Origin of the sequence: Cerasicoccus sp. TK19100 (assembly GCF_027257155.1) — a bacterium.
GTDB classification, from domain to species: Bacteria; Verrucomicrobiota; Verrucomicrobiia; order Opitutales; family Cerasicoccaceae; genus Cerasicoccus; species Cerasicoccus fimbriatus.
Map to the genome: position 1 here is coordinate 639,930 of NZ_JAPWDU010000003.1, position 22,101 is coordinate 662,030.

The 22,101-nt window shown below is 59.4% G+C and carries 17 protein-coding genes; 5 read left to right on the forward strand and 12 right to left on the reverse strand.

All coding sequences use genetic code 11. The features are described 5' to 3' along the window. Nucleotide 1: 1 nt before the first annotated feature. The 3 genes from O3S85_RS09340 to O3S85_RS09350 form a co-directional block, all read right to left on the reverse strand. Complete coding sequence (locus O3S85_RS09340; RefSeq protein ID WP_269539956.1) at nucleotides 2-2,320, reverse strand: methyl-accepting chemotaxis protein; 2,319 nt, start codon at nucleotides 2,318-2,320, stop codon at nucleotides 2-4. Further along, nucleotides 2,317-4,575, reverse strand: coding sequence for a methyl-accepting chemotaxis protein (locus O3S85_RS09345; protein WP_269539958.1), 2,259 nt, complete (start codon nucleotides 4,573-4,575; stop codon nucleotides 2,317-2,319). Before O3S85_RS09345 ends, O3S85_RS09340 begins: the two co-directional genes overlap by 4 nt. A gap of 83 nt (nucleotides 4,576-4,658) precedes the next feature. Then, the gene (locus O3S85_RS09350; protein ID WP_269539959.1) at nucleotides 4,659-5,198 is read right to left on the reverse strand and encodes a hypothetical protein; all 540 of its coding nucleotides are present in this window, start codon (nucleotides 5,196-5,198) and stop codon (nucleotides 4,659-4,661) included. Between the two features lie 103 nt (nucleotides 5,199-5,301). Here O3S85_RS09350 and hisC point away from each other — a divergent pair, with 103 nt between their 5' ends. Continuing rightward, entirely contained in the window at nucleotides 5,302-6,435 is a 1,134-nt protein-coding gene (hisC, locus tag O3S85_RS09355) for a histidinol-phosphate transaminase (protein ID WP_269539960.1), read from the forward strand. Further along, nucleotides 6,432-7,745 carry a hemolysin family protein gene (locus O3S85_RS09360; protein ID WP_269539961.1) on the forward strand — a complete coding sequence of 438 codons (1,314 nt, stop codon included), beginning with the start codon at nucleotides 6,432-6,434 and terminating at the stop codon, nucleotides 7,743-7,745. The genes hisC and O3S85_RS09360 overlap by 4 nt, the downstream gene beginning before the upstream one ends. A gap of 38 nt (nucleotides 7,746-7,783) precedes the next feature. Here O3S85_RS09360 and O3S85_RS09365 read toward each other — a convergent pair whose 3' ends face one another. The 7 genes from O3S85_RS09365 to O3S85_RS09395 all read right to left on the reverse strand — a co-directional run bounded on the left by O3S85_RS09365 (nucleotide 7,784) and on the right by O3S85_RS09395 (nucleotide 16,430). Then, nucleotides 7,784-8,908 (reverse strand): SPFH domain-containing protein, encoded by a 1,125-nt coding sequence (locus tag O3S85_RS09365; protein WP_269539962.1) that lies wholly within the window; start codon nucleotides 8,906-8,908, stop codon nucleotides 7,784-7,786. An 84-nt stretch (nucleotides 8,909-8,992) separates the two neighbouring features. Then, nucleotides 8,993-10,129 (reverse strand): SPFH domain-containing protein, encoded by a 1,137-nt coding sequence (locus O3S85_RS09370; protein WP_269539963.1) that lies wholly within the window; start codon nucleotides 10,127-10,129, stop codon nucleotides 8,993-8,995. 21 nt (nucleotides 10,130-10,150) lie between these two features. Next, on the reverse strand, nucleotides 10,151-11,062 hold the full coding sequence (locus tag O3S85_RS09375; RefSeq protein ID WP_269539965.1) for a hypothetical protein: 912 nt from the start codon (nucleotides 11,060-11,062) through the stop codon (nucleotides 10,151-10,153). Nucleotides 11,063-11,175: 113 nt separating this feature from the next. Next, nucleotides 11,176-12,903: a 2-succinyl-5-enolpyruvyl-6-hydroxy-3-cyclohexene-1-carboxylic-acid synthase gene (gene menD, locus O3S85_RS09380; protein WP_269539967.1), complete on the reverse strand. Its 1,728-nt coding sequence runs from the start codon at nucleotides 12,901-12,903 to the stop codon at nucleotides 11,176-11,178. Continuing rightward, nucleotides 12,903-14,327, reverse strand: coding sequence for an isochorismate synthase (locus O3S85_RS09385; protein WP_269539968.1), 1,425 nt, complete (start codon nucleotides 14,325-14,327; stop codon nucleotides 12,903-12,905). Before O3S85_RS09385 ends, menD begins: the two co-directional genes overlap by 1 nt. A 169-nt stretch (nucleotides 14,328-14,496) precedes the next feature. Continuing rightward, on the reverse strand, nucleotides 14,497-16,029 hold the full coding sequence (gene metG, locus O3S85_RS09390) for a methionine--tRNA ligase (RefSeq protein WP_269539970.1): 1,533 nt from the start codon (nucleotides 16,027-16,029) through the stop codon (nucleotides 14,497-14,499). Nucleotides 16,030-16,175: 146 nt separating this feature from the next. Then, nucleotides 16,176-16,430: a 2Fe-2S iron-sulfur cluster-binding protein gene (locus tag O3S85_RS09395; RefSeq protein WP_269539972.1), complete on the reverse strand. Its 255-nt coding sequence runs from the start codon at nucleotides 16,428-16,430 to the stop codon at nucleotides 16,176-16,178. Between the two features lie 99 nt (nucleotides 16,431-16,529). Here O3S85_RS09395 and O3S85_RS09400 point away from each other — a divergent pair, with 99 nt between their 5' ends. After that, nucleotides 16,530-16,817 carry a Smr/MutS family protein gene (locus O3S85_RS09400; RefSeq protein WP_269539973.1) on the forward strand — a complete coding sequence of 96 codons (288 nt, stop codon included), beginning with the start codon at nucleotides 16,530-16,532 and terminating at the stop codon, nucleotides 16,815-16,817. Between the two features lie 88 nt (nucleotides 16,818-16,905). Here O3S85_RS09400 and O3S85_RS09405 read toward each other — a convergent pair whose 3' ends face one another. Both O3S85_RS09405 and O3S85_RS09410 read right to left on the reverse strand, forming a co-directional pair. Next, on the reverse strand, nucleotides 16,906-17,352 hold the full coding sequence (locus O3S85_RS09405; protein ID WP_269539975.1) for a hypothetical protein: 447 nt from the start codon (nucleotides 17,350-17,352) through the stop codon (nucleotides 16,906-16,908). Between the two features lie 186 nt (nucleotides 17,353-17,538). Then, nucleotides 17,539-18,678 carry a 5-(carboxyamino)imidazole ribonucleotide synthase gene (locus tag O3S85_RS09410; protein WP_269539976.1) on the reverse strand — a complete coding sequence of 380 codons (1,140 nt, stop codon included), beginning with the start codon at nucleotides 18,676-18,678 and terminating at the stop codon, nucleotides 17,539-17,541. 102 nt (nucleotides 18,679-18,780) lie between these two features. On the opposite strand from O3S85_RS09410, the gene O3S85_RS09415 reads away from it, so the two are divergent. Both O3S85_RS09415 and O3S85_RS09420 read left to right on the forward strand, forming a co-directional pair. Beyond that, nucleotides 18,781-19,230 carry a c-type cytochrome gene (locus O3S85_RS09415; protein ID WP_269539977.1) on the forward strand — a complete coding sequence of 150 codons (450 nt, stop codon included), beginning with the start codon at nucleotides 18,781-18,783 and terminating at the stop codon, nucleotides 19,228-19,230. A gap of 643 nt (nucleotides 19,231-19,873) precedes the next feature. Further along, complete coding sequence (locus O3S85_RS09420) at nucleotides 19,874-22,048, forward strand: chondroitinase-B domain-containing protein (RefSeq protein ID WP_269539979.1); 2,175 nt, start codon at nucleotides 19,874-19,876, stop codon at nucleotides 22,046-22,048. The last annotated feature ends 53 nt before the right edge of the window (nucleotides 22,049-22,101 follow it).

Genomic DNA, 22,101 nt, shown 5'->3' on the forward strand with positions numbered 1-22,101 from the left:
CCTACTTTTTGTCGTCCTTTCTGGGCGGGAATGGTGCGCGGGTGGGGAAGGGCGCATTGGTTGGCAGCTTTTTCTTGGCGGGGATTTTTATCTCCGGCTGCGGGGCCCTCTTTTCCGGTGCGGGCTGGGGCTGGCCACCGGCGCGCATGGGGAAGGGCATGTTGGTCATGCCGGTCGAGGCCTTGTCTTTCACCTTGAAGCGGGATACCTCGCGGCGCAGGCCGTTGACCGCGGCGTGCAGGGCGCGGGTGGCTTCGTCAAATTCCTTGAGGGACTCCGCGGTGCGGGCCGCACCATCGCGCAGGGTCGTCATGGCCTCGCTGATCTGCTGGGCACCCTGAGTCTGCGCTTCCATACCCTCGCTGACGGAGGCAAAGCGCGGGGTGACGGTCTGCACGCCGGTAATGATCTCATCCAGTCGCTCGCCCAGTTCGCCCACCTCGGTTACGCCGTTGCGGACGGATTCGTTGAACTTGTCCATTTCCATGACGCCCGAGCTAACGGCGGCCTGCATCTCGTTGACCATGCTGTCGATGTTGACGGTGGCGTTGGCGGTCTGATGGGCGAGGCGGCGGATTTCGCGCGCGACGACGGAGAAGCCCTGGCCGTGCTCGCCGGCTTTTTCCGCTTCGATCGCGGCATTGAGCGAGAGCAGGTTGGTCTGCTCGGAGACTTTGCCGATGGTCGTGACGACCTTGGTAATGTTATTCGCCTTCTCGCTGATTACGGCGAGCTTGGCCGCGATGGAGCTCGTGGCCGAGGAAAGGTTGTCCATTGAGGCGGACATGTCCATGAGCTGGCGGCGGCCGTCCTCGGCGATCGAGCCGGTCTCATTGGCTGAGCTGGCCACATCGCGCATGGTGTCGAGCAGTTCGCGGGAGGTGGCGGAAATCTGGTTTACCGCTGAGGCGATTTGCTGAGTGGAGGCACCGAAATCCTGAATCGCCACTTCCTGGCTTTTCGAGGCACCGCTGATGCGGGTGGCGGTGGAGACGAGCTGGATGGTGGAATTTTTAACCTGAAGCAGGAGGTTGTTCAGGTTTTCGACCATGAGCTCGATGGCCTTCAGGAGTTGGCCGGTCTCGTCGTTGGTGACGATTTCCACCTCGTGCGTCAGGTTGCCATCGGCGACGGCTTGGGCGAGGTCATTGGCGTGCTTGATCCGCGCGCTGAAGCGGTTGGCGAAAATCACAATAATGAGCAGCACGGTCATGATGCCAATGAGGCCTACGATGATTGCGCGCTCAATGTCTCCCCAGGTGGGCCCGGTAATGACGCTTTCGGGCACGGTCATGGCGATGCGCCAGCCGCCGGTTGGGATGTAGGCGCTGGCCAGGTAGGACTCCTCGCCGCTTAGCGGGTCTTCGAAAAGCATGGGGGGGCTGTTCTGGCGCGTTTGTGAAATGCGGTCGAAGAGTGTTCGGTAAACTTGGTCGACACCGTCATCTTGCAGGCGAACGCCGCGCTCGGGGTTAAACTCCAGCTTGCCATCGGGGCTTTTTTCAAAGAGGTCGAGCATCACACGGCCGGGGCCGCCATCATTGCGCTGCACGTAAAAGCGGTCAATTGGCATGGTGCGATACTCATCGCCGAGGGTGGTGGCGATGATGCGGCCGCGGCTGCTGATCAGGTAGAGCTGCGCGCGGGGGTAGGGCTTGAGGCCCTGCAGGGTGTCGCTCAGCGTGTCGAGGGCGCGGTCGACGCCGGTTACGCCCTGGAAGCGCCCGTTGATGACGATGGGCGACATCTGTTCGACGATCAAATTGAGGTCGTTGTAAATGTAGGGCTCGGTGACGAGGTAGCGCAGGTCGGAATCCTGGCTGAGCGCCTGCCGCACGCCGCGATAGTAGAGGCTGCTCTCCATGTCCACGAGCACCTCGGACTTGATGCGGCCGCCGTCGGTGAGGTCGCGGAAAATGTAGGGAATGAACCGGCCGTCTTCGCTGACCCAGTCGGGTGGGCTGTCAAAGCTGGCGAGAAATTCAGCATCTTGCCCGTCGGCGTTGGGCTCGTAGCCAATGGACACGCCGACGAATTCCGGGTTGGCCTCCAGAATGCGGCGCAGCAGGGAGACCGACTCCTTGCGCAGGCCGAACATACCGCTTTCCTGGGCATCGGCGATGGTGCGCGAGACGGTGACGGCTTCGAGGTTGTCCTGTTCGATGCGCAGGGCGATTTTGATGAGGTCGTCGCTCATCAGCTCCTGGTCTTTCTCGAGCATGCGGGTGTGGCCGCGGTAAATGTTATACACCGCCACACTGCCGGCCGTTAGGATAACCGGCAGCAGCACGTAAACGAGTATCTTCGTGCGTAGGCTCATGATGATGGTTGGTTGGGTGCCGGGACATCGCCCGCGTCTTCATCGGTTTTAAAACGGGCAATGCCGCCATTGACGGCGGTCACCGCAAGATTGAGTTTCGTCGCCGCGTCCTGGAAGCCTTCCAGTGCATTTTTCGTCTGCAAGGCGGCGGCGTTGAGTGAGGCGACGGCTTCGGAAATTTGCTCGGCGCCGCTGGTCTGCGCTTCCATGCCTTCCTGCACGGATTCAAAACGCGGCGTGAGCGCCTCGACATCGGTGATGATGTGCTCCATCTGGCCACTGAGGCGGTTGACGGTGTCCACCCCGGCGCGGACGGCTTCGTTAAACTTGTCCATCTCCATGACGCCTGCGCTGACGCTGGATTGCATCTCTTTGACCATTTGCTCGATGTCCAGCGTGGCGACGGCGGTCTGGTCGGCCAGGCGACGGATTTCGCGCGCGACCACCGCAAAGCCCAAGCCGAACTCGCCGGCTTTCTCGGCCTCGATTGCGGCGTTGAGCGAGAGCAGATTGGTCTGGTCGGCCACCTTGGCAATCGTGGTGACGACGTTATTAATGTTGTTCGCCTTCTCAGCGATGATGGAAAGCTTACCCGAGACGGATTGTGTGGCCAGCGACAGGTCGTCCACGCCTTCGCGCATGGCGTCCAGGTGGCTGCGGCCTTCGCCGGCGACCTTGGCCGTTTGGCGTGCGCTCTTGGTGGCCTTTTTCATGGTGCCGGTCAGCTCCTGCGAGGTGGTGGAAATCTCCTTCACCGCCGCCGCGATTTGCGTGCTGGATGAGCCGAAGCCTTGCGCGGCGTCCAGCTGTTGCCCGGCGTTGGTGCCAATGGAAATAGCCGAGTCGCTGAGCTGGCTGGAGGCACCCTTCATCTCGACGACCAGTTGCTGCAGGTTGCCCAGCATTTGCTGGATGGCGCGGAAGAGGTCGCCGGTTTCGTCCTTGGCCTTGGAGAGGTCGCGATGATCGACGCCGTGGCAGCGGGCGTCCATTTCGTGCTGTGCCCTGGCGAGCTCACCATCGGCGACATGCTTGGCGATGCTGGTCAGGAACGATATCGGCCTGGCAATGATGCCGCCCAGCCACATCGCCAGTAGGGTGATGACGATCAGCAAAATGACGGCACCGACCAGGGTGGCGAAGAAGATCTCGTCAAAGACTTTTTCGATCTGTTTGTGGGGCTCGGCAAAATCCTCCGCCACTGCGGTAACGCCCAGAATCCAGTCCCACGGTTTGAAGTAAACGTAGGTAATTTCCAGCTTGTGCGGCTCGCCCTTGAGGTCGTCCCAAATGACGGTGCGCGAGCCGGTGGCACCGGTGCGTTCGTTGGCTTTGGCGAGGGCGTCCTGTCGAATTTGCTCGAAGAATTTCTGTCCCTTGGCGTCGATGATTTGGTTGATCTTCTCGCCGTGGGGAAACTCCTTGCCGGTCAAAATGAACTCTCCCGCCCGCGCGGCATCCTTGCCGTACATGACCCAGCTGTAGCCATTGGGGCCGATCTCGGCATCGTAGATGGCTTGCTTGAGCGAAGACGCCTCATCGCGACGCACGCCCACATAAAGCATGCCGACGACGTAGCCCGTGTCGTTGAAAATTGGCCGGTAGGCGGTGAGATACCAGCGGTTGACCACGAAGGCCGGGCCTTCGAAAACGGCGCGCTCATTGACGACACGTTGGATGACGGGGTTCGGCTCGCCGTCTTCACCCGTGGCGGGGATGAAGGTGCCAACGGCGCGATGCCCTTCGGCGTTTTCCACATTGGTCGCAACGCGGAGCATGTCGCCCTCGGCGTTGATACGTTGGAAAATCGTGCAGGTGCCGCCCACGAGGTCTTTAACCTGGTCGACCACGGGCGACCGCGTGCCAAAGCTGTCATTGGGCTCAATTGGCGTCTCCCCAATCAGCATCTGGGGCAGCTCGACAGCGCGGGTTTCCTTAGTGTATTGGTTGGTCGCCTGCCAGCGGACGGAGTCCTCGCTAAAGCTGACGCCACCCATGTCCTCCAGTACGTAGTCGGCCACGCCGAGCGTCCTCGTTACCTGCTTTTGCGTGAGGTTGTTGACGACCCGGCAGAGCCCGTAAATATCGAGCACCGCGTGGTGCAAATTGTCACTAATGATTGCGTCGATTTCACCCTCAATCACCCGCGTGCTCTTGTGATCCTGCGTAGCAATAAGGATCGCCAGGCCGAGCACCGGTAGAAGGGCGGAAAAGATCGCCAGACCCGCAACCTTGTGTCGCAAAAGTAGCTTCATTAATGAGTGAGATGGATAAGTTCGCCATCCTGTAGGCCGTGCAAACTATTGGCAAGGCGAGAGTTGGGCGCATTGGGCGGCAATTATTCCGGCGGTGGGGGCACGACGATTTTTACCGGCAGATCCACCACGTAGGCGAGAAACTCCTGCCCATCGTAGCGACGGAAGCCGCGAATTTCGAAGCTGATCAGGACTTGCTCATCCCGCAGCCACTCCGCGGGTGCCATGAACTCGATGTGCGCGGTCTGTACATTGGTGGGTTCGCCGGGCTCATCGCCGATGCGCTCCGGGCTCTTCAGCAGGCGAAGCAGGCGGCCGTTGCCGGATTCGTTGCTCCAGTATATGTCTCCGCTTTTACCACGGCCAAAGCTGCTGCGGAAATGGAATGTGCCGTGCCGGTCGGCCTCGATAAAGACATCGCCCTGGAGAAAATTCTGCACCGTGACGACGAAAGTCGGGTCCTTGGGCGCATCGCGCACGGTAAAGGTCATGACCGGAGTCTCGGGAATGTGGAGGCTGTAGCCCGGTGTTTCTCCGGGCTTGGTAACCGGAAAAACCATGGGAAAATCCTGCGCGTGCAGGCCGGTAGCGACAAACAAGAGGGGTAGCAAAGCGCGGTGCATGGTAACGATCTACCGGCGAAATGACCCGCCGACAAGGGGAAAGGCAAGGCCCGCATTGCGCTTGCCAGCGCTGGGAAAATGATCACCGTATCGCAGTTCCCCGATGCAATACACAGACCTAGTCCGACCCGACGTCCTCAAGCAACCGATCTACGAGCCCGGCAAACCTATCGAATACGTGGCGCGTGAGTATGGGCTGGAGGCGGCGTCGATCCTCAAGCTCGCCTCCAATGAAAACCCGCTGGGCCCCTCGCCAATGGGGATTGAAGCCGCGACAAAAGCCCTGCGCGAGGCCCACCTTTACCCCGACGGCGGGTGCTGGAAACTGCGCGAGGCGCTGTCCACGAAGTTCGATCTGGCGACGGACCAATTTATCATCACGAACGGCTCCAACGAATTCATGACGCTGCTTTGCCAGGCCTTTTGTGGGCCCGGCGATGAGGCCGTGATGGGCGCGCAGAGCTTTATCGCGTTCAAGATCGGGGTGCTCCTGGCTGGGGCGAAACCGGTCGAAGTCGCCATGCCCGATATGCGGCACGACCTGGAGGCCATGCTCGCGGCGATCACCGACAAGACCAAGCTCGTCTACCTGCCGTGCCCCAACAACCCTACCGGCGATTGCCATACTCAGGCCGTGCTGGAGGACTTTATCGACCGCCTGCCGGACCACGTCATTTTCTGCTTTGACGAAGCCTATGCCGAATATTCTGACGACGCGCCGGACCTGCGTCCGCTCATCGCGCGGGGTAAAAAAGTAGTCTGCTGCCGGACGTTTTCCAAGATTTACGGCCTCGCCGCCTTCCGCGTGGGCTATGCCTACGGCCATGCCGAGCTGATGTCTTTGCTCAACCGCGTGCGCGCGCCGTTTAACGTCAACTCGATTGCCCAGGCGGCCGCGACGGCGGCTCTGCGCGACCATGATCACGTGGCTCGCGCCAAGCAGGTCAACGACGCCGGCCTGAAGCAGCTGGCCGAGGGATTCCGCGAACTGGGCTTGGAATACCGGACCGAGGGCGGGAATTTCGCACTGATAAAGGTTGAAAACGCGGGTCAAATGTTTGAGACCTTACAGCAGGAAGGAATTATTGTTCGTCCGTTGAAACCATATCTGCTAACTAAACACATCCGGGTTACCGTCGGCACGGAGACGCAAAATGCGCGTCTGTTGTCATGCCTGCGCGGTATTCTCAAGGGGGATAAGTCGGACGCCTCCTCGGATGAGCGTCCACCACGGTGAAGACGACTTTAACGGAATTTCTAATTCTAGGCGGCGCTTTAGTCTGCCTGCTTTTGGTTAACGCACTGCTGGTTGCCTGCGAGATCAGCCTGATCAAGCTCCGTTATGCGGACCCGGATGAGTTCGATCTCGGTAAACTACGCTCACGCAAACGCGTCAGTTACCTGCTGAACCAGACGGACTGGGCGGCACCGGTCATGCGCTTTGGCATCATGGCCGTCACGATTGCACTCGGGCTGGTGCTGTTCCCGATGCTGGGCTTCGCCATGCAGGAGGTGGCATTTTTCCACGAGCAGCCGGGTGCGACGATCAAGGCGCTCATTGCCTTTCTGGTGGCGGCGTCGGTCGTGAGCATTTGTGGCTTTTTGATACCGCGCGCCTTTGCGCTGTCCGATCCGATTCGCGCGTTGCGGCTCTCTTCGTGGTTTATCATCGGCATCGTGGCGATTGTCTTGCCGTGGTTTAAGCTGCTGCGGACAGTGGCCAAGCGGATCGTTACGCTGATGGGGCTGAAGTTTGAACACGACTTCAACGTGCTGGACTTCGAGGTGCAAATCCGCGCCTTGGCCGAAGACGACGAACCGCCCTCGCCCTACCAGCGCAAGCTACTTCGCAACAGCCTGCGTCTGCGTGACCTGGAGGTGTCGGACGTGATTTTGCCGCGCAATCAGGTGCAGCTTTTCGACTTGGAAAACTCGGTGGAGGAAAACCTCGCGCTTGCCCGTGAGGCCGGCCACACCCGTTTCCCGCTCTGCGATGGCGACCTCGACCGCTGCGTCGGACTCATCCACATTAAGGACCTCTTCCGCTACCCGGGCGACCTCAAGGCGGTCAACCTCCGCAAGATCGCGCGCAAAATCGAGCGCTTCAATGCGAATACCAAGCTCGAAGAAGCCCTGCAGCGCATGCTCGCGCAAAAAATACACATGGCGCTTGTGAGCGATGAGTTCGGGGGCGCGCTGGGGGTCGTGACCCTGGAAACCATTCTGGAAGAACTCGTCGGCGAAATCGATGACGAGTTCGACATCCCCGAAAGCGAAGACTTCACCCAGACCGGCCCCGACGAATATTTGGTCGACGGCTTGATGGCGATTCACGACCTGGAGGAAGAACTCGACGTGCAGATTGAGACCGATGATGTCTCCACCGTCGGCGGCTTAATCACGAACGAACTCGGTCGCATTCCCGAGGCGGACGAGACCCTTACGCTTAATGAATACGGCCTTGAGATCACGGTGAAGGAAGTCGACGAGCGCCGCGTGCTCTCGGCCGCCGTGAAAAAAATCCCCGTCGTGGCCGACGAGGATTGATTGAAACTTTGCAACGCAAAGTGTCTGCCGCCCGTCGTTTAATTTTCGGCAGAAGCAGCACCCATTTGGTTAACCATTTGGTCCACATCGAGCAACGGCACGGCGAGCGTTGAGATGGTCATGTCGCCGAGATTCAAGTTGTTAATCGCCTCCAGCGCGACGAGGTTTTTCCCGCCACTGCCCTTGACCGCAGCCGCGCGCAGACGCTCGCCTTCGGCCTTGGCTTCGCGTTCCAGGAGCATGCCTTTGGCCAGCAGCTCTTGGGCGTAGAGGTCGGCGTCGGCCTGTGTCCTGGCAACGGTTACTTCGGCCTCTGCCTGGATCTCGGCGACCTGCTTGTCGGTGTCTGCCTTGAGGCGCAGTTGCTCCGCCTTCTTCTCTTCCTCAATGACGCGGACCATCGCTTCGGTTTCGGCAACGATCTTGTTCGTCTCGCCTTTCTTTTCCTCGGCGATTGCGCGAGACTTATTTAGCTCTACATCCTGGTCGGCCAGTTTCTTATCGAGAATCTTGCGCTCGTAAGATTTGTCGAAAGTGATGTCGCGCACTAGCAGCGCAATGAGCTCGATGTGGTTGCGGTCGAGTTCGGAATGCAGGTCGCCCTCAGCGCTTTCGGTTTTTGAGCGGCGCACATCCGGCAGATAAAACTCCTCGGTGCGCATGGTGCCAAATACATTGCGCAGCGTGTTCTGCACCTGGTCGCGGACGATGCCTTTGTAGCGCTCTTCGGTGTTAAACGCCTTGTAGAGCTGATGCACTTCGCCGGGCTTGGGCCGGTACTTCACGGTGACGTCGAGTTGGATCGTATAGCCGTCCTTCAGCTTCAGCTCGATGCGCTCCGGGCCATCGGGCGGAAGCGTGGATGAGCTGAGGCGAAACAGTGAATAGCGCACGCGTTGCTCTGCGCGCTCTTCCTGCGTGGTAAATTCCGTGGTCTGCACGGTGGAGTCGAATACGTTCCAATTGTCGAGCATGGGCAGGTTGCGGTGCCAGCCGGGCCCGTAGTCCTCGGCCTGCACGCCCTTCTTGCCTAGGAAGGCGTATTGCTGCGTGCGCACACCCACTTCGCCCGGCTCCAGCCGGATCATAAACAGGGCAAACATAACAAACACCGCCAGCATCGCGGCGATCACCCCAAGGGCTCCACTTCTGATATATTTCATGGTAGATAGATGGTTGAAAATTTTTTTGTTTAACTACGGATATCGCGGATGGTGGCTGCGCTATTCGTAGTCCAAAAACTCGTATTACTTACTTTGATCTTTCTTCACTTTGTTCGCGGCGGCGGCTTCATCCACGGTGGTGAAGCGCTCGGTTTCCCCGCTGATGGTGAACGGCTGGCCGGTGAGATTCATGCCTTTGAGGCGGTCGGCGTAGGCCATCTTGACGAGGTTGCGGCCGCCTTCGCCTTCAAGTGCTTGCGCCATGACCTCGGTTGCCTGTGCCTGGGCTTTGCCCTGCGCGAGGATCGCCTTGGCGTTCTGCTCCTGTGTGTAGAATGACGCATCGGCTCCGCGTTCGGTTTGGATCGCATAGGCTTCGGCACCCTTGATTGCTTTGTTCGCTTCGGCCTCGGCTTGCACGATCAGCTGGCGCATCTGCCCCTCGAATGTGGCGATGATCACGTCTTTCTTTTTCGTGGCTTCAACGGTGCGGAAGATTTGGTTTTGCTTCGCGGCGTTGGCCTTGGACATCTGTTCCTCGACTTCCTGGTCGGCCAGTTTCTTAGCGCGAATCTTATCTTCGTATTCCGGGTGAAAGCGGAACTTCTCCGCGATGACACGCGTCACCTCAATGCCAAACGGCTTAAGCAAGCCGTTCATCTCAACTTCGGTCTTCAGCGCCTTTTCGTTGCGGACAGATGCGTCGTAAAACTGCTCCGTGGTCATTTCGCCAAAGACGGTGCGGCTAACCGATCGCGCATAGTCGCGCACCCACTTTACCTTGTAAGCGTCGCCAAGACCGCTGGTGTTGACCACCTCCTCGATCTTATCGCGGCGGATTTGGTAATTGATCGTGAGGTCCAGGAAGACATCGCTGCCGTCGATGGTTTTAATGCGCAGGTCGTCGCGGGTGTCGCGATTGCTACGGGTGGTGTCAGCCGTCATTTCAAGCCGCTGCACCGTGGTATCGAGCAGGAAGAAGCTGTTGATAAAGCCGTTGTAAATATAGGTGCCGGACTCGGGGATCACGGTGATGCCGCCGCTCAGGTTATTAACTTTGACGCCGATTTCGGTGCCGCCAACTTTCTGCACGCGCACGGTAAACAGCGCGGCAATGGCGAGCATGAAGATCGCAACGAGCACCAGGATAATGGTGCCGCTGAAGTGCCGGAGCACGCCGTTGCGGCGGGGCAGGCGGGGTGGAATGGATTGGTATGACATAGCGGTTTTGGGTTGGTTAAATTAAGCGATTGGCTTGGGCTCGACGATGTCGCGTGCGCTCAGGATTCGCCAACTGGCGATCCCCGCGGCTGCGATGCCGAGCAACAGAAGGAAAAAGAAATGGATGCGCAGGACAAAGGCTGCCGCCAGGACGCCGCCCACGATGGCAATCCACGACAAAAGCATCTTCATCATCTTGACCTCGAACTCGTCGCGGCGTGAGGACGGGTAGTGGCGGATGGCCGCATCGTTTGCGCGCCAGGCAGCGCGCGGGTAATCCATTTTGGGGAAGCGGTAGCTGTATTGCCCGTCGATCTCTTCGAGCACGCAATACTTCTGCTTAGCGAGCTCCTTAAGCTTGGTCTTCACTTGGCCCAGTGTAAGCCGCGAATGCCCGGCCACCTCTGCCAGGCGGACCGGCCCACCAGCTCCGGCGGTTACGAAAAGCAGCTCGTGCTGCCAAACCGCTTGGGCCGGCCAAGCGTCGTGTTCCGCGCGCTCACGGATTTCCGTTTCGAGGCGGTTGCGGGTTTCGGGCGAGAAAATGGCGTGAGCGTCATCCAATTCTTCGCCGGAATAAATGTCACGCCCGCCGATCGGTTCGTCGCTTTCGCGGCCGATCAGCTCGAAGAATTCATAGACGTTACAGTTGTCGATCCCGCCATGAAAAACGACTTGGCGGTCGACCATGCCGTCCATGACTTCCGTGACCATCTCCAGCGAAACGGGCACATACGCGAGCACCTCGTTCGCGGAAACCCAGCCACCGTTTCGGGCGGCCAGGCGCTCGGCCAGATTCTCCACGATGGCGGTGAGCAGTGGCATGGTTTCAGCCACGGAGCCTACGCGGGCTTCCCCTGCGCGCAAGCGCGGAGTGTCGTTGGTGGCATTTAGCAGTTCCGCTAAACAGGTCTTAATTGGCAGTGTGTTCATTGGATTGTCTCCATGAACAGTCTACGCCTGCGGCGTTCGGTGCGCCATTATAAGCGGTGAGCTCGTTTATAATGAACGGCGCGGGGCGATATTCGGTCTAAATATTTTTACTGCTATGCCGGGCCGAGCAGTTCGCCGCGCTGCTTCATGTCGGCCTTGCGGTCGGTGGTGAGTTCGATGATCTGGATGCCTTGCTTGGGCAACTTGCGGGCCAGCGCCTTCAGGTCGTCCCAGGTCTTGGGCGCGTGATGCGCAATGCCGTGCGCCGCCGCGAGCTTAGCGAAGTCCACCTTTTGCGGCGTGGCAAAGAAGCGCTCGAACGGCGGCTCGAAGTCCGAGATTGCCAGCTTTTCAAAAATGCCGCCGCCGTTGTTGTTGACCAAAAATACCGTCAGCGATCCGGTAAACTCCGGCGCGGTCAGCAAGCCATTTTGGTCGTGCAAGAATGCGAGGTCGCCCGTGATGAGCACGCCGGGCTTGCCGGATGCCTGCGCCATGCCGAGTGCGGTGGACAGCGTGCCATCGATGCCGTTGGCACCGCGATTGACCGTAAAGGCGTGCTCCTTCTTGTTGATCGGCCAGAAGAATTCGATGTCGCGAATCGGCATGCTGCTGGCCACGAAGATCGGCGTGCCTTTGGGCAGCGTGTTAGCGAGAACGGGCGTGAGCTTGGCTTCGAACAGGTGCCCGCAGTCGCGGAAGAAATGTTTGAAATCGCGCTGCTGCGCGTTCTCGGCGGCGAGCCACTTTTCCGCGAGTGGCGTCCGTGATTTTACTTTGTCCGACAAAGTAAGTTGCGACGGGCGCAAGGGGATCGTCTGGATCGGCGCGTAGCTGGAGTTGAGGTTGAGCTTGCCCGGGCTGAGCCGCCAACTCGGCAGCAAGCTGCATTCGCGAAGGAAGCTGCGTAGCACTTTGCTCGTCGGTAGCTGGCCAACGAAAAGCACCGCACCAGGACGTAGCTCGTGGCGTTTGACGACGTCGCGCAGGATGGCGTCGTAGCCGGCAATGAGTGTCTCGCAATGTTCGCCGAGGCCGCGCAAGCCGGTGCTCGTATCTGCCAGTAGAGGCCAAGACTTTGCATTGCAAAGTTGAGCGAGGTTCCGCCAATCATCCTCAGTGTAGCGCGTTTCGGGTGGGCCGGCGACGACGATTAAGTCCTCGCGGTCGGCGAAGGGCAACTCCTCAAGCGGTGTCTTCGCATTGATGTTGACCACCGGTGGCGCAAGCGGGAGCTTCTTGAAATCAATGGCGGGGAACGGTCCACCAAGCACGCCATCAACCGGAGCCAGCGGCTCGCGGAAGGGGATGTTTAAATGCACCGGGCCAGGCTGAAGAGTCGTCGCCACGGTACAGCTATGCGTGATCATGCGCACGAGGTAGGCGTGGCGCTCGTCGAGCTGTCTGGTTACTGGGGGCAGGCCGAGCTCGTGGTAGTAGTGCGCGTAGTCGCCAAAGATTTTTACCTGGTCGATCGCTTGTCCGGCGGCGCAGTCGCGCAGCTCGGGGGGGCGGTCGGCAGTCAGCACGATCAGGGGTGCGCCGCTGTAGTGGGCCTCGATGACAGCGGGTAAATAGTTGGCAACGGCAGTGCCGGAAGTGCAGACCAGCGCCACTGGTTCGCCAGATGTCTTGGCACAGCCGAGCGCGAAAAACGAGGCGCTACGCTCGTCGAGAATCGGTGTGGCCTCGATACGGTCGTCCAGCGCAAAGGCGATGGTCAATGGAGTGGAGCGCGAGCCTGGGCTGATGACGGCGCGGCGCAGGCCGCAGCGGACCAGGGATTCTACGATGAGTCCGGCCCATACGGTGTTGCGGTTGGCGCGCAGTAGAGGGTGCATTACTGGAGGGAATCAAGTAATGGCTTCAATTTCAAATCCGTTTCTTCGGTTTCGCGGGTCGGGTCGGAGCCCGCCACGATGCCGCAACCAGCGTATAGGCGCGCGCGTTGGCCATCGATGAGGGCGGAGCGGATTGCGACCACGAACTCGCCGTCGCCATGGTAGTCGAACCAGCCGATGCAGCCGGCGTAGAGGCCACGGTCAAAATTTTCAATGCGTGCAATGTCGGCGCGGGCGGCTTCCCTCGGTTGGCCGCCGACGGCGGGCGTCGGGTGCAGCTTAGAGGCGACGGCCAGGATGTCTTGATCCTGCGTGAGCTCGGTTGAAATCGGCGACCACAAATGCTGCACGTTGGGCAGCTTGAGCAGGCGCGGACCGCGGGGCGGTTTGACGACCAAGTCCACTTCGCCCAGACGCTTGATGATCGCCTCGACGACATACTGATGCTCGCGCAAATCCTTCTCGCTGGAGAGCAGCGCGGAGCCGTAGCGGGCGTCTTCGCGGACGTTCTCGCCGCGTGGCGCGGATCCCGCCAGGGCCTCGGTAAACAGACGGCCGGACTCGACGCGGAGCAGTCGCTCGGGCGTCGCCCCGATGAAGCTCTGGCCCTCGCCATTGGCGAAGGAAAACGCATAGCAGGACGGGAAGCGGTCACGCAGTTGGGCCAGCGTTTCGAGTGGGCGGAATGGTTGGTCGGCCTTGAGCTCCACCGCGCGCGCGAGCACAATTTTGCGGTAAACTTCGATGTCGATGTTTTGCAGGGCATGGTCCACCGCGGAGGCAAACCAGCCTTCGCCACCAACGTCTTCGCGGTCGACAACTGAGGGCGGCGGGTTGTCATCTTCGGCCAGTTCGTCGTAATCGAAGCGGCCAAATTTCGCATGCGCCGCCAATACTTTGCGGGACAAAGTAGCGATATCGCTTTCCGGCTCGATGATCAGATTGGCCGTGGCCACGTATTCGCCCTGACGCCGTGCGACCTGCCAACGCGGGATGAAAACGGTGGCTGGCGCGAAGTAGGCGTCGTCGCCCTCGGCGTCATCGCAGAAGGTGAACGCCGTGAAGAAATGCGGGCCGGAAAACGGCGCATCGAGGTCGCCAATGCACACGGTGTTTTCGAGCACGTGGTCAGCAAACGCGCGGACGATGCTAAAGCGGTCGGGCCCGGTGATCTCTTCTTCGAGAATGGCCTCAGCTCCGGCAATCGCTTCCTCTGCCTGTGGGCGCTCCAGGTAGAAGTGGCGCTCGGCGGGCTCGTAGATGGACTGCAAAACCGCGAGCGGGTCCAGGTGTTTCGTCCGCAGCGAAATGCTCGCCAACTGTGGATGCTTTTTCTGGCGCGCGCGTTCCCGCACGTGCAGCAAAAACTTCGCGAGCGCCTGCGGATCGCGTTGCGGGAATTTATCCGGCGAGATGAGTTCCATGGAGGCTATGCAAATAGGTGGCGGCCGATGTCCTCATCGGCCAGAGGCGAAACTATTGAAGTCATAAGGTTCGTGCTCCGGTTGTGAAACGCAAATAGACAAGTGCCTATGCATAACCCCTTTGCTTTGGCCGATGAGGACATCGGCCGCCACCTTATTACCTTGTTCATCAGCCCTCAATACGCGGGAAGAGGATGGTCTTCTCGCCAAGGGGGCGGCCTTCGAGCGTGCCGATTTTAAAGGACAGATCACCGTAGGTCTCGACGGCGTCAGCGCCGATCAGCTCCAGGATTTGCGCACTAATCGTGGGCATCACCGGGGTGAGCAGCGTGGCGGCGATGCGCAGCGACTCGGCCACGTAGGCAAGGCTCGTGAGCACGCGTTGCTGGTCGGTCGGGTCTTCGCTTTTAGCGAGTTTCCACGGTTGGCGCACTTCCAGGTAGCGGTTGCACGCGCGGATGCAGACCCACGCGGTTTCGAGGCCGCGGTGGAATTGAAAGCCTTCGTATTGCTCGATGACCTTGGCGGTGTTGTCCTCCCAGGCCTTGCGGAGATCTTGCTCGGGCTCTTCGTCGATGGTGGCCGCAGGGACTTTGCCATCGGCGTAGCGTCCGCCCATGTTCAACTGGCGCGAAACGAGGTTGCCGAGGTCGTTGCCGAGGTCGGTCTTGTAGCGCGTGAGGAGGAGGTCAGCGGAGAAATCGCTGTCCTGTCCGACATTCATTTCGCGGATAAAGAAGTAGCGAACGGCGTCCGGGCCCACCTGATCCGCGAGCTGGATCGGGTCGACAACGTTGCCGAGCGTCTTGGACATTTTTTCACCGGAGATATTCCACCAGCCGTGCACGAGGAGCTGCTTCGGTAGCGGAATATTCGCCGCGTGCAGCATGATGGGCCAGTAAACGGCGTGCGGCGGCACGAGGATGTCTTTGCCGATCACGTGGAAGTCGGCGGGCCACTTTTCCTCAAAGCCGTCCTGCCCGTAGCCGACGGCGGAGATGTAGTTCGTCAGCGCGTCGAACCACACGTAGCACACGAAGTCTTCGTCGAATGGTAGCGGGATGCCCCACTCGAGGCGTTCCTTCGGGCGGGAAATGCAGAGATCATTCAGCGGCTCCTTGAGGAATTCCAGCACCTGCTTTTGACGGAAGCGCGGAAAGACGAAGTCCTCATTGCTCTTGAGGAAGTCGATGAGCCACTGCTGATACTGGCTGAGCTTGAAGAAGTAGGCGGGCTCGGAGAACTCCTCGACTTCGCCGAAAATTTCCGGCCACTCGCCGTCGACCTTGTCCTTTTCCTGGAGAAACTGCTCCTGGCGCTTGCTGTAGAAGCCGGTGTAGTCCGCACGGTAGATCTCCCCCTTGTCGAAGAGGTCTTGCAGGATTTCGCGGACAACATCCTTGTGGCGCGTCTGCGTGGTGCGGATGAAGTCGTTGTTGGAAATGTTGAGCGTCGCGCACAGGCCCTGGAACTTCTCGGCGATCTGGTCGCAGTATTCCTGGGGGGCGACGCCTTCCTTGGCGGCGGTCATTTGCACCTTTTGCCCATGTTCATCGAGGCCGGTCAGGAAGTACACGGCGTCTCCGCTCAATCGCCGGTGTCGGGCGATCACGTCGGTGAGCACTTTCTCATACGCGTGGCCGATGTGTGGCGAGCCATTGGCGTAATCGATTGCGGTGGTGATGTAGAATTGCTTGCTCATGAGATTTTGGGCAAAGGGAACCACTCAATCCGCTTGAGCGCGAAGCTCAACGGTAAAATACGGGTAGGGACGCACCTCCGGGGCGTCCGAAAAGTTATTTTAGTAAATTATAGCCGGCGGACGCCCCGGAGGTGCGTCCCTACCTGCTACGCGTCGATCACGACGTCGCTCGTGGGCACGGAGCAGCAGAGCAGGATGTGGCCCTCGTCCGGGTCGGCACCGTGGCCGAAGGGGTATTCTACCTCGCCGGAAATTTTCTTTTGCTGGCACATGGTGCAGTTGCCTGCGCGGCAACCGAAGTCCAGATCGAGCCCGTTTGCCTCGGCCAGGTCCAGCAGGCTGTCTTCCTTGGCATCCCAGTCTGCAGTGACGCCGCTCTTTTCAAAAGTAACTTTAGGCATTATCTTATTAAAACATGTTAATTTTGGAAAAACAAGCCTGTGTTGCAATTTGCAGTGAGCAATCTTGCACGGGTCGAAATACCCCCTATTATTCCCCTCATGGATGAACCTGAGTTTGACGACCCCATCGAGCTGCCCATCGACGGTGTGCTCGACCTGCACACCTTTTCCCCGCGTGACGTCAAGGAGCTGCTGCCCGCTTATTTTGAGGAATGCCTGGCGCGGGACATCACGCAGGTGCGGGTGATCCATGGCAAGGGAACGGGCGCGCTGCGGGAGTTTGTCCACGCCCAGCTTCGGAAAATCCCGATGGTGAAAAGCTTTCAGTTGGCCGGCGAATCCGGTGGCGGCTGGGGCGCGACGATCGTGGAGCTGAAGCGCGGCTAATTATTTTAAAAGGAAGAGCGGAAAGCTTGGTCGTTTAACTTTCCGTTCTTCCCGATCTTCCTGTTTTAAAACTTCGGACTGCTCTGAATTACTGCTTGGGCCAGACTTGCTCGCCGATGTCGAGCTTGGCTTGGATGTCGGCTTGGCTGTCGATGAAGGTCACGCCCTCCATATCCGGGCCGATCTTCTTGCCGATCACATAGTATTCCGGGGAAATGTCGGGCAGGGTGAGCTTTACCTCGTCGCTAATTGGCGTGATGACCTGGGCGGCCATGCCTTCGGGAACGGTAAGCTTGCTGATGACCCAAATTTCTTCGCCCACGACCCAGACGGAGTCGATCTTGATCGAATAGCCGGCGGTCGGGGCCTCCAGCTCGATCTTGTAAGTGCGCTCGGTTACCTGGACGCTGCCGGACTGATTGGCAGGCTTGTTGTCGGCGGGCAGCTCGATGAACGGCTTCTCGTCCTTGGAGTCGCCACAGGCGGCAAGGAACAGGCTGGAGGCAATGATTGCGGGGATAAAGTATTTACGCATGTGGGTAAATTGAGCGTCGCGAGGCCGGGAGGCAACGAAATGTTTTCTCACGGAGACACGGAGGCACAAAGGCCAGCGTGGCGAGATGGTTTCACGCGAAGACGCGTGAAATAGAAAATACCTGCTTCCCAGCTTTGTGCCTCCGTGCCTTCGTGAGAAACTAAAACACGCCTCGCCGGCTTTCGCCTAAACCAGCTTCGCAAACAACGCATCCGCCGCCGCGACAGCTTCCTCAATGGTGTCTTTTAACACTGTGAAGTGGCCCATCTTGCGGCCGGGGCGGGGTTCGCCTTTGTCGTAGAGGTGGAGCTTTACATCGGGGTCCGCGAGCAGCGCTGCCCAGTCGGGCTCGCCGTTTTGCCAGACATCGCCGAGTAGGTTGACCATGACTGCCGGTCGCAGGAGCTTGGGGTTGCCCAGCGGCAGGCCGCAGACGGCGCGGATGTGCTGCTCGAACTGGCTGGTCTGGCAGGCGTCGATGGAGTAATGGCCGCTGTTGTGGGGGCGGGGTGCCATTTCGTTGACCAGCACTTCGCCGCTTTCGCGGACAAAGAGCTCCACCGCCAACAGGCCGACGGCGTCAATGGCCTCGGCCACGCGGAGCGCAAGCGCGGCGGCGTCATCGAGCACGCTTTGCGGCAGGCGCGCCGGGACAATGCTCTGGTGCAAAATGTGGTTGCGGTGGATGTTCTCCGCGATGGGAAAGGTGCTCGCCTGGCCGTCGGGCCCGCGGGCGACAATCACTGAGCACTCGGCCTGAAAGGGCACCCAAGCCTCGACCACGCCCAGCGGCATGTCGAGCCCCGCCCAGATCGCCGCGAAGTCGGCGTCGGCCTCGGTGATTTTTACCTGGCCCTTGCCGTCGTAGCCGAAGTCGGCCGTCTTAAGCACGCAGGGGGTCCCGAGCTCCTTGACCGCTTGGGCCAGCTCGTCGGTGCTCGCCACCACGCGGAAGTCCGCGCAGGGGATGCCGTTGCTCTTGAGAAATTCCTTTTCCCGGCGGCGGTTCTGGCAAATGTGCAGCACGTTTGCGCCGGGGCGGACGGGTGGGCCGGCGTTGGAGACGGTGTCTACCGCCTCACGGGCGACATTTTCAAACTCCAGGGTGACGACATCGCAGCTTTCGGCAAAGGCCTTGAGCGCGGCCGGGTCGTCGTAGCCGGCGTTGACCTCTGCATCGGCCACCATGGCCGCCGCGCCGCCCTTGCTGGGCTCGAACACGCGGAACCGATAGCCCATCGCGCGGCCGGCCAGGATGCTCATGCGCCCCAGTTGTCCGCCGCCCAACATGCCAATCGTTGCGCCCGGCTGATAAGTGTCGCTCATGCCAACACGGTTTTCCGAAGCGCCCGAAAGGCAACTGAATTTTTTAGGCGGCATTATACGCCTTCTGCTTGTCGTTGTTTATGGACGTGCTTCAATGGGCGAATGAAATCAGGCGTGGTCACATTTTACATTATTGCCGCCTTGCTCATGTCTGGCTGCGGTGAGCGGTCGTCGGGGGATGTGCCGTCGAAGCCTGCGCCGCCGCCGAAGCCGATTGCGCTCGATAACAGCGTGAAGACCGGTGAGGAGCTTTATGCGCTGCATTGCCTGTCCTGTCATGGGGAGCAGGGGCAGGGTGTCGCGGAGGTGTTTCCGCCGCTGGCGGGCAGTCCGCGCCTGCTGTCGGCGAAGAATTTCGCACATGGCCTGATTCACGGCTTTCCGCGGCCCAGTGATCCCAACGGTTCCCCCTGGATGGGCGAGATGCCGAAGTTTTCCCACCTGAGCGACGAGGACCTCGCCAAGCTGTCTACCTACGCCCGGCAAACCTGGGGCAACGCCACGGATGTGGTCACGGTAGAGATCGTTGCCGAGCAGCGTGCGCAGCCTTGAGGTAATTTTGGGCGAAAGGAGCGTTCAGGCCTTGCCAATTGCGGCGGTTTTTGTCAGGATAATGACCGTGAAAGTCGTCGCCAAAGTAGGAATCTGGATGCTTTAAGCATCGGCGACTGAGCGACCAAGCGTCGCCGACTGTTCAACGAAGTATCGCCGACTGTTCTGGGAAGCGTCGCCGACACTTCGACAAAAGCCTGGTAGGGGGATGGTCTGAGACGCGGGCGGTTGTTGGCTGAACAACAGGTGTGTTGTTGAGACATTGCAGCGGCGGGCTGTTGCTTGGGAGTGAGCCGGGGTAGACCTTCGCTTGGGGGGTTGAGCGAAACGGGCAAGCATTGTGATTTTCGACAAATCGCTGCGGATGGGGTGCACTAAATGTTATTGGTTCATGAGGGGATCGTGCGCTGTTAAATAAATATTATATCAAGGGGCGCGTTTTTGCATTTATATAAGTAGGTTTGGGGTGGTTCCTGTCTTGGGTAGGCGATGGCATCTGCTGCGCGTTTAATAAATATTATAAGTTTCTTGACTTCGGGTTTGGAGTCGGGTTAGGTGGAGGTCCTCTCGAATTTAGCAATTCGTCTGGCCTGAGCTACCCCGCAAAAAGGTCAATCTACCCAACCCCAACTCCCATACCCTTATGAATGCATCTACTCTGCTGCATGGGCGATGCCATGCGCGATACCCGCTGTTCCAGCGTTCTTCTTCCCCCGGATTCTCACTGCTTGCGCGCAGTTTGCTAATCAGTGCTTTGCTGGCGTGTCCGTTCTTGTCTAGAGCGGCGACTTATTCGGTTAGCTCGTATGAGGATGTGGAGGATTACTTGACGGGCGATGGTGTGCCGCAGGCCGTCGCGGGCGACATCTTGGAGTGGGTGGATGGCACCTACCACAATCAGACGGTGGTCCTGGCTGGCGTCGACGAAATTACGCTGAAGGCAGAAACGCCGGGCGGGGTCATTTTCACGGGCGAGAGCTACATCTGGCTTGGTAGTGATGACAGCACGGTTAGCGGCTTCGAAATACAAGTGCCGGACTACTACGAGGCGCAAGATCCGCTGAGCGAGGCCGATCGGTCGACGGTTTTGGCGTTTCGGTCGAGCAGCAGTGATCACGCCTACGGCTCACGCATCAGCAACTGCCGGATCGTCGATAACTACGACAAGACGAACAGCGTTCCCGAAGGCGAGGACTCTTACATGAATGCCCAGGTGTGGGTCATGTTTTTCGGTATTGGCAATCAGCTCGAACATTGTTCCTTCGAAGGCAAGGCGACCTGGAAGCCTTTGGTCGTCGTGCGTTTCGATAATGCGGGAGACGGCGGGCATATCATTAAAAATAACTACTTCGCCGATCGTCCGCTGGCGCACTCGCACGATAGCAACGGCTGGGAGATTATTCGCATCGGCGACAGCAACTCGGTTTGTGAAGACTCTGAAATCGTCGTGATGGACAATCTGTTCGAGCGTTGCGACGGCGAGGTCGAGACCATCTCCAATAAGACCAATGCTAACTTCTTCATCTCGAATACCTTTCGCGACACGGAAGGCCAGATCAGCATTCGGCAGGGTCTGAATTGTCTGATTGAGGGCAATTACTTCATCGGCACCGAGAACTCCCGGGAAAGCGGCGTGCGGCTGACGGGCGAGGGCCACGTGGTCGTTAACAACTACTTCGAGGGCATTCACGGCTCGGGTGGCCGGGCAACAATCTCGCTGGTCATGGGCTATAGCGCCTGGGTTGATGGCTGCTCCGGTGTGTCGGACTACCGGCCGGTGGACAACGTCCTGCTCGCGCACAACACGATGGTCAATTGCAAGCGCCCCTTTGAGTTCGGGGCCTACAGCAAATCGTATAACCATGAGCCGCCGAGCAACGTGAAGGTTTACAACAACGCGGTTTATAGTGACAGCACGCAGGCCATTCTCACTTACTCCGATGCTGGCTCAGGCGTCAGCTATTCGGGCAATGTGTTTTTCCACGATGATGGCGCGGGTATGCTGTTCAGCGGAGTATCGCCTAGCTACACCAGCACGGAGATCGATTTTGACGACCCGGATTTTGTTTACGATTCCGGCTATGGCATTTACCGGCCTGACTCCGCGAGCCCGGTGAACGGGGCCGCGCAGGCGGTCGTCGCTGAAGCCGGGGCAGATATTCTGGGCAATCTGCGCCCCGCCAGCGGGCGTGACGCCGGAGCCGAAGAAAAGTGGGGTGCGACGCAAACTTCGGCCAACTACCACCCGCTGGTGGCCAGTGATGTCGGCTGCACTTGGGGGCCCAATGCCGGCCCCGGTCCGAGCAGTCCGCAAACCGTGGTCTTGAATCCAGTGCATGATGCATTCGTGCGCGACGGCGTGCATGCGGACACCAACTTTGGCGGCGGCTATTACATGGGCAATCTCTACGTGGAGCTGTCGGGCGTCGACCACAGTAAGCGCGCCTACCTGATGTATGACCTCAGCTCAATTACCGGCACGGTGACGAGCGCCACGTTCCGCATCAAGATAGAGAGCCTGGATCCCGGGGTTAAGAATTCCCTCCGCCCGGTCTCGGACGACACTTGGGACGAATACGGGCTCACTTGGAACAATAAGCCTGGCTACGGCAGCTCAATGGGCACGATCACGCTTACTACCGCCGGCGCATGGGCCGAGTGGGACGTATCCACCTACATCGATACCGAAGCCAGTGGTGATGGCTTGGCGTCATTTTGCGTGCTCCCGCATTCGTTGTCACTTTACGAAGACGCGTATTACTACTCTGCCGAGGCCGCCAGTGGCAATCGCCCCGAGCTGGTCGTTACCTTCGAGTAGGCAAAAGTCAGTTCACCCGCAGCCGTAGCGCTCAGGCGCACGGCTGGGTGGGC

Coding starts and splice junctions, on each gene's coding strand:
- O3S85_RS09340 (WP_269539956.1), bottom strand. CDS start 2,320: ATGAGCCTACGCACGAAGATACTCGTTTACGTGCTGCTGCCGGTTATC.
- O3S85_RS09345 (WP_269539958.1), bottom strand. CDS start 4,575: ATGAAGCTACTTTTGCGACACAAGGTTGCGGGTCTGGCGATCTTTTCC.
- O3S85_RS09350 (WP_269539959.1), bottom strand. CDS start 5,198: ATGCACCGCGCTTTGCTACCCCTCTTGTTTGTCGCTACCGGCCTGCAC.
- hisC (WP_269539960.1), top strand. CDS start 5,302: ATGCAATACACAGACCTAGTCCGACCCGACGTCCTCAAGCAACCGATC.
- O3S85_RS09365 (WP_269539962.1), bottom strand. CDS start 8,908: ATGAAATATATCAGAAGTGGAGCCCTTGGGGTGATCGCCGCGATGCTG.
- O3S85_RS09370 (WP_269539963.1), bottom strand. CDS start 10,129: ATGTCATACCAATCCATTCCACCCCGCCTGCCCCGCCGCAACGGCGTG.
- O3S85_RS09375 (WP_269539965.1), bottom strand. CDS start 11,062: ATGAACACACTGCCAATTAAGACCTGTTTAGCGGAACTGCTAAATGCC.
- menD (WP_269539967.1), bottom strand. CDS start 12,903: ATGCACCCTCTACTGCGCGCCAACCGCAACACCGTATGGGCCGGACTC.
- O3S85_RS09385 (WP_269539968.1), bottom strand. CDS start 14,327: ATGGAACTCATCTCGCCGGATAAATTCCCGCAACGCGATCCGCAGGCG.
- metG (WP_269539970.1), bottom strand. CDS start 16,029: ATGAGCAAGCAATTCTACATCACCACCGCAATCGATTACGCCAATGGC.
- O3S85_RS09395 (WP_269539972.1), bottom strand. CDS start 16,430: ATGCCTAAAGTTACTTTTGAAAAGAGCGGCGTCACTGCAGACTGGGAT.
- O3S85_RS09400 (WP_269539973.1), top strand. CDS start 16,530: ATGGATGAACCTGAGTTTGACGACCCCATCGAGCTGCCCATCGACGGT.
- O3S85_RS09405 (WP_269539975.1), bottom strand. CDS start 17,352: ATGCGTAAATACTTTATCCCCGCAATCATTGCCTCCAGCCTGTTCCTT.
- O3S85_RS09410 (WP_269539976.1), bottom strand. CDS start 18,678: ATGAGCGACACTTATCAGCCGGGCGCAACGATTGGCATGTTGGGCGGC.
- O3S85_RS09415 (WP_269539977.1), top strand. CDS start 18,781: ATGAAATCAGGCGTGGTCACATTTTACATTATTGCCGCCTTGCTCATG.
- O3S85_RS09420 (WP_269539979.1), top strand. CDS start 19,874: ATGAATGCATCTACTCTGCTGCATGGGCGATGCCATGCGCGATACCCG.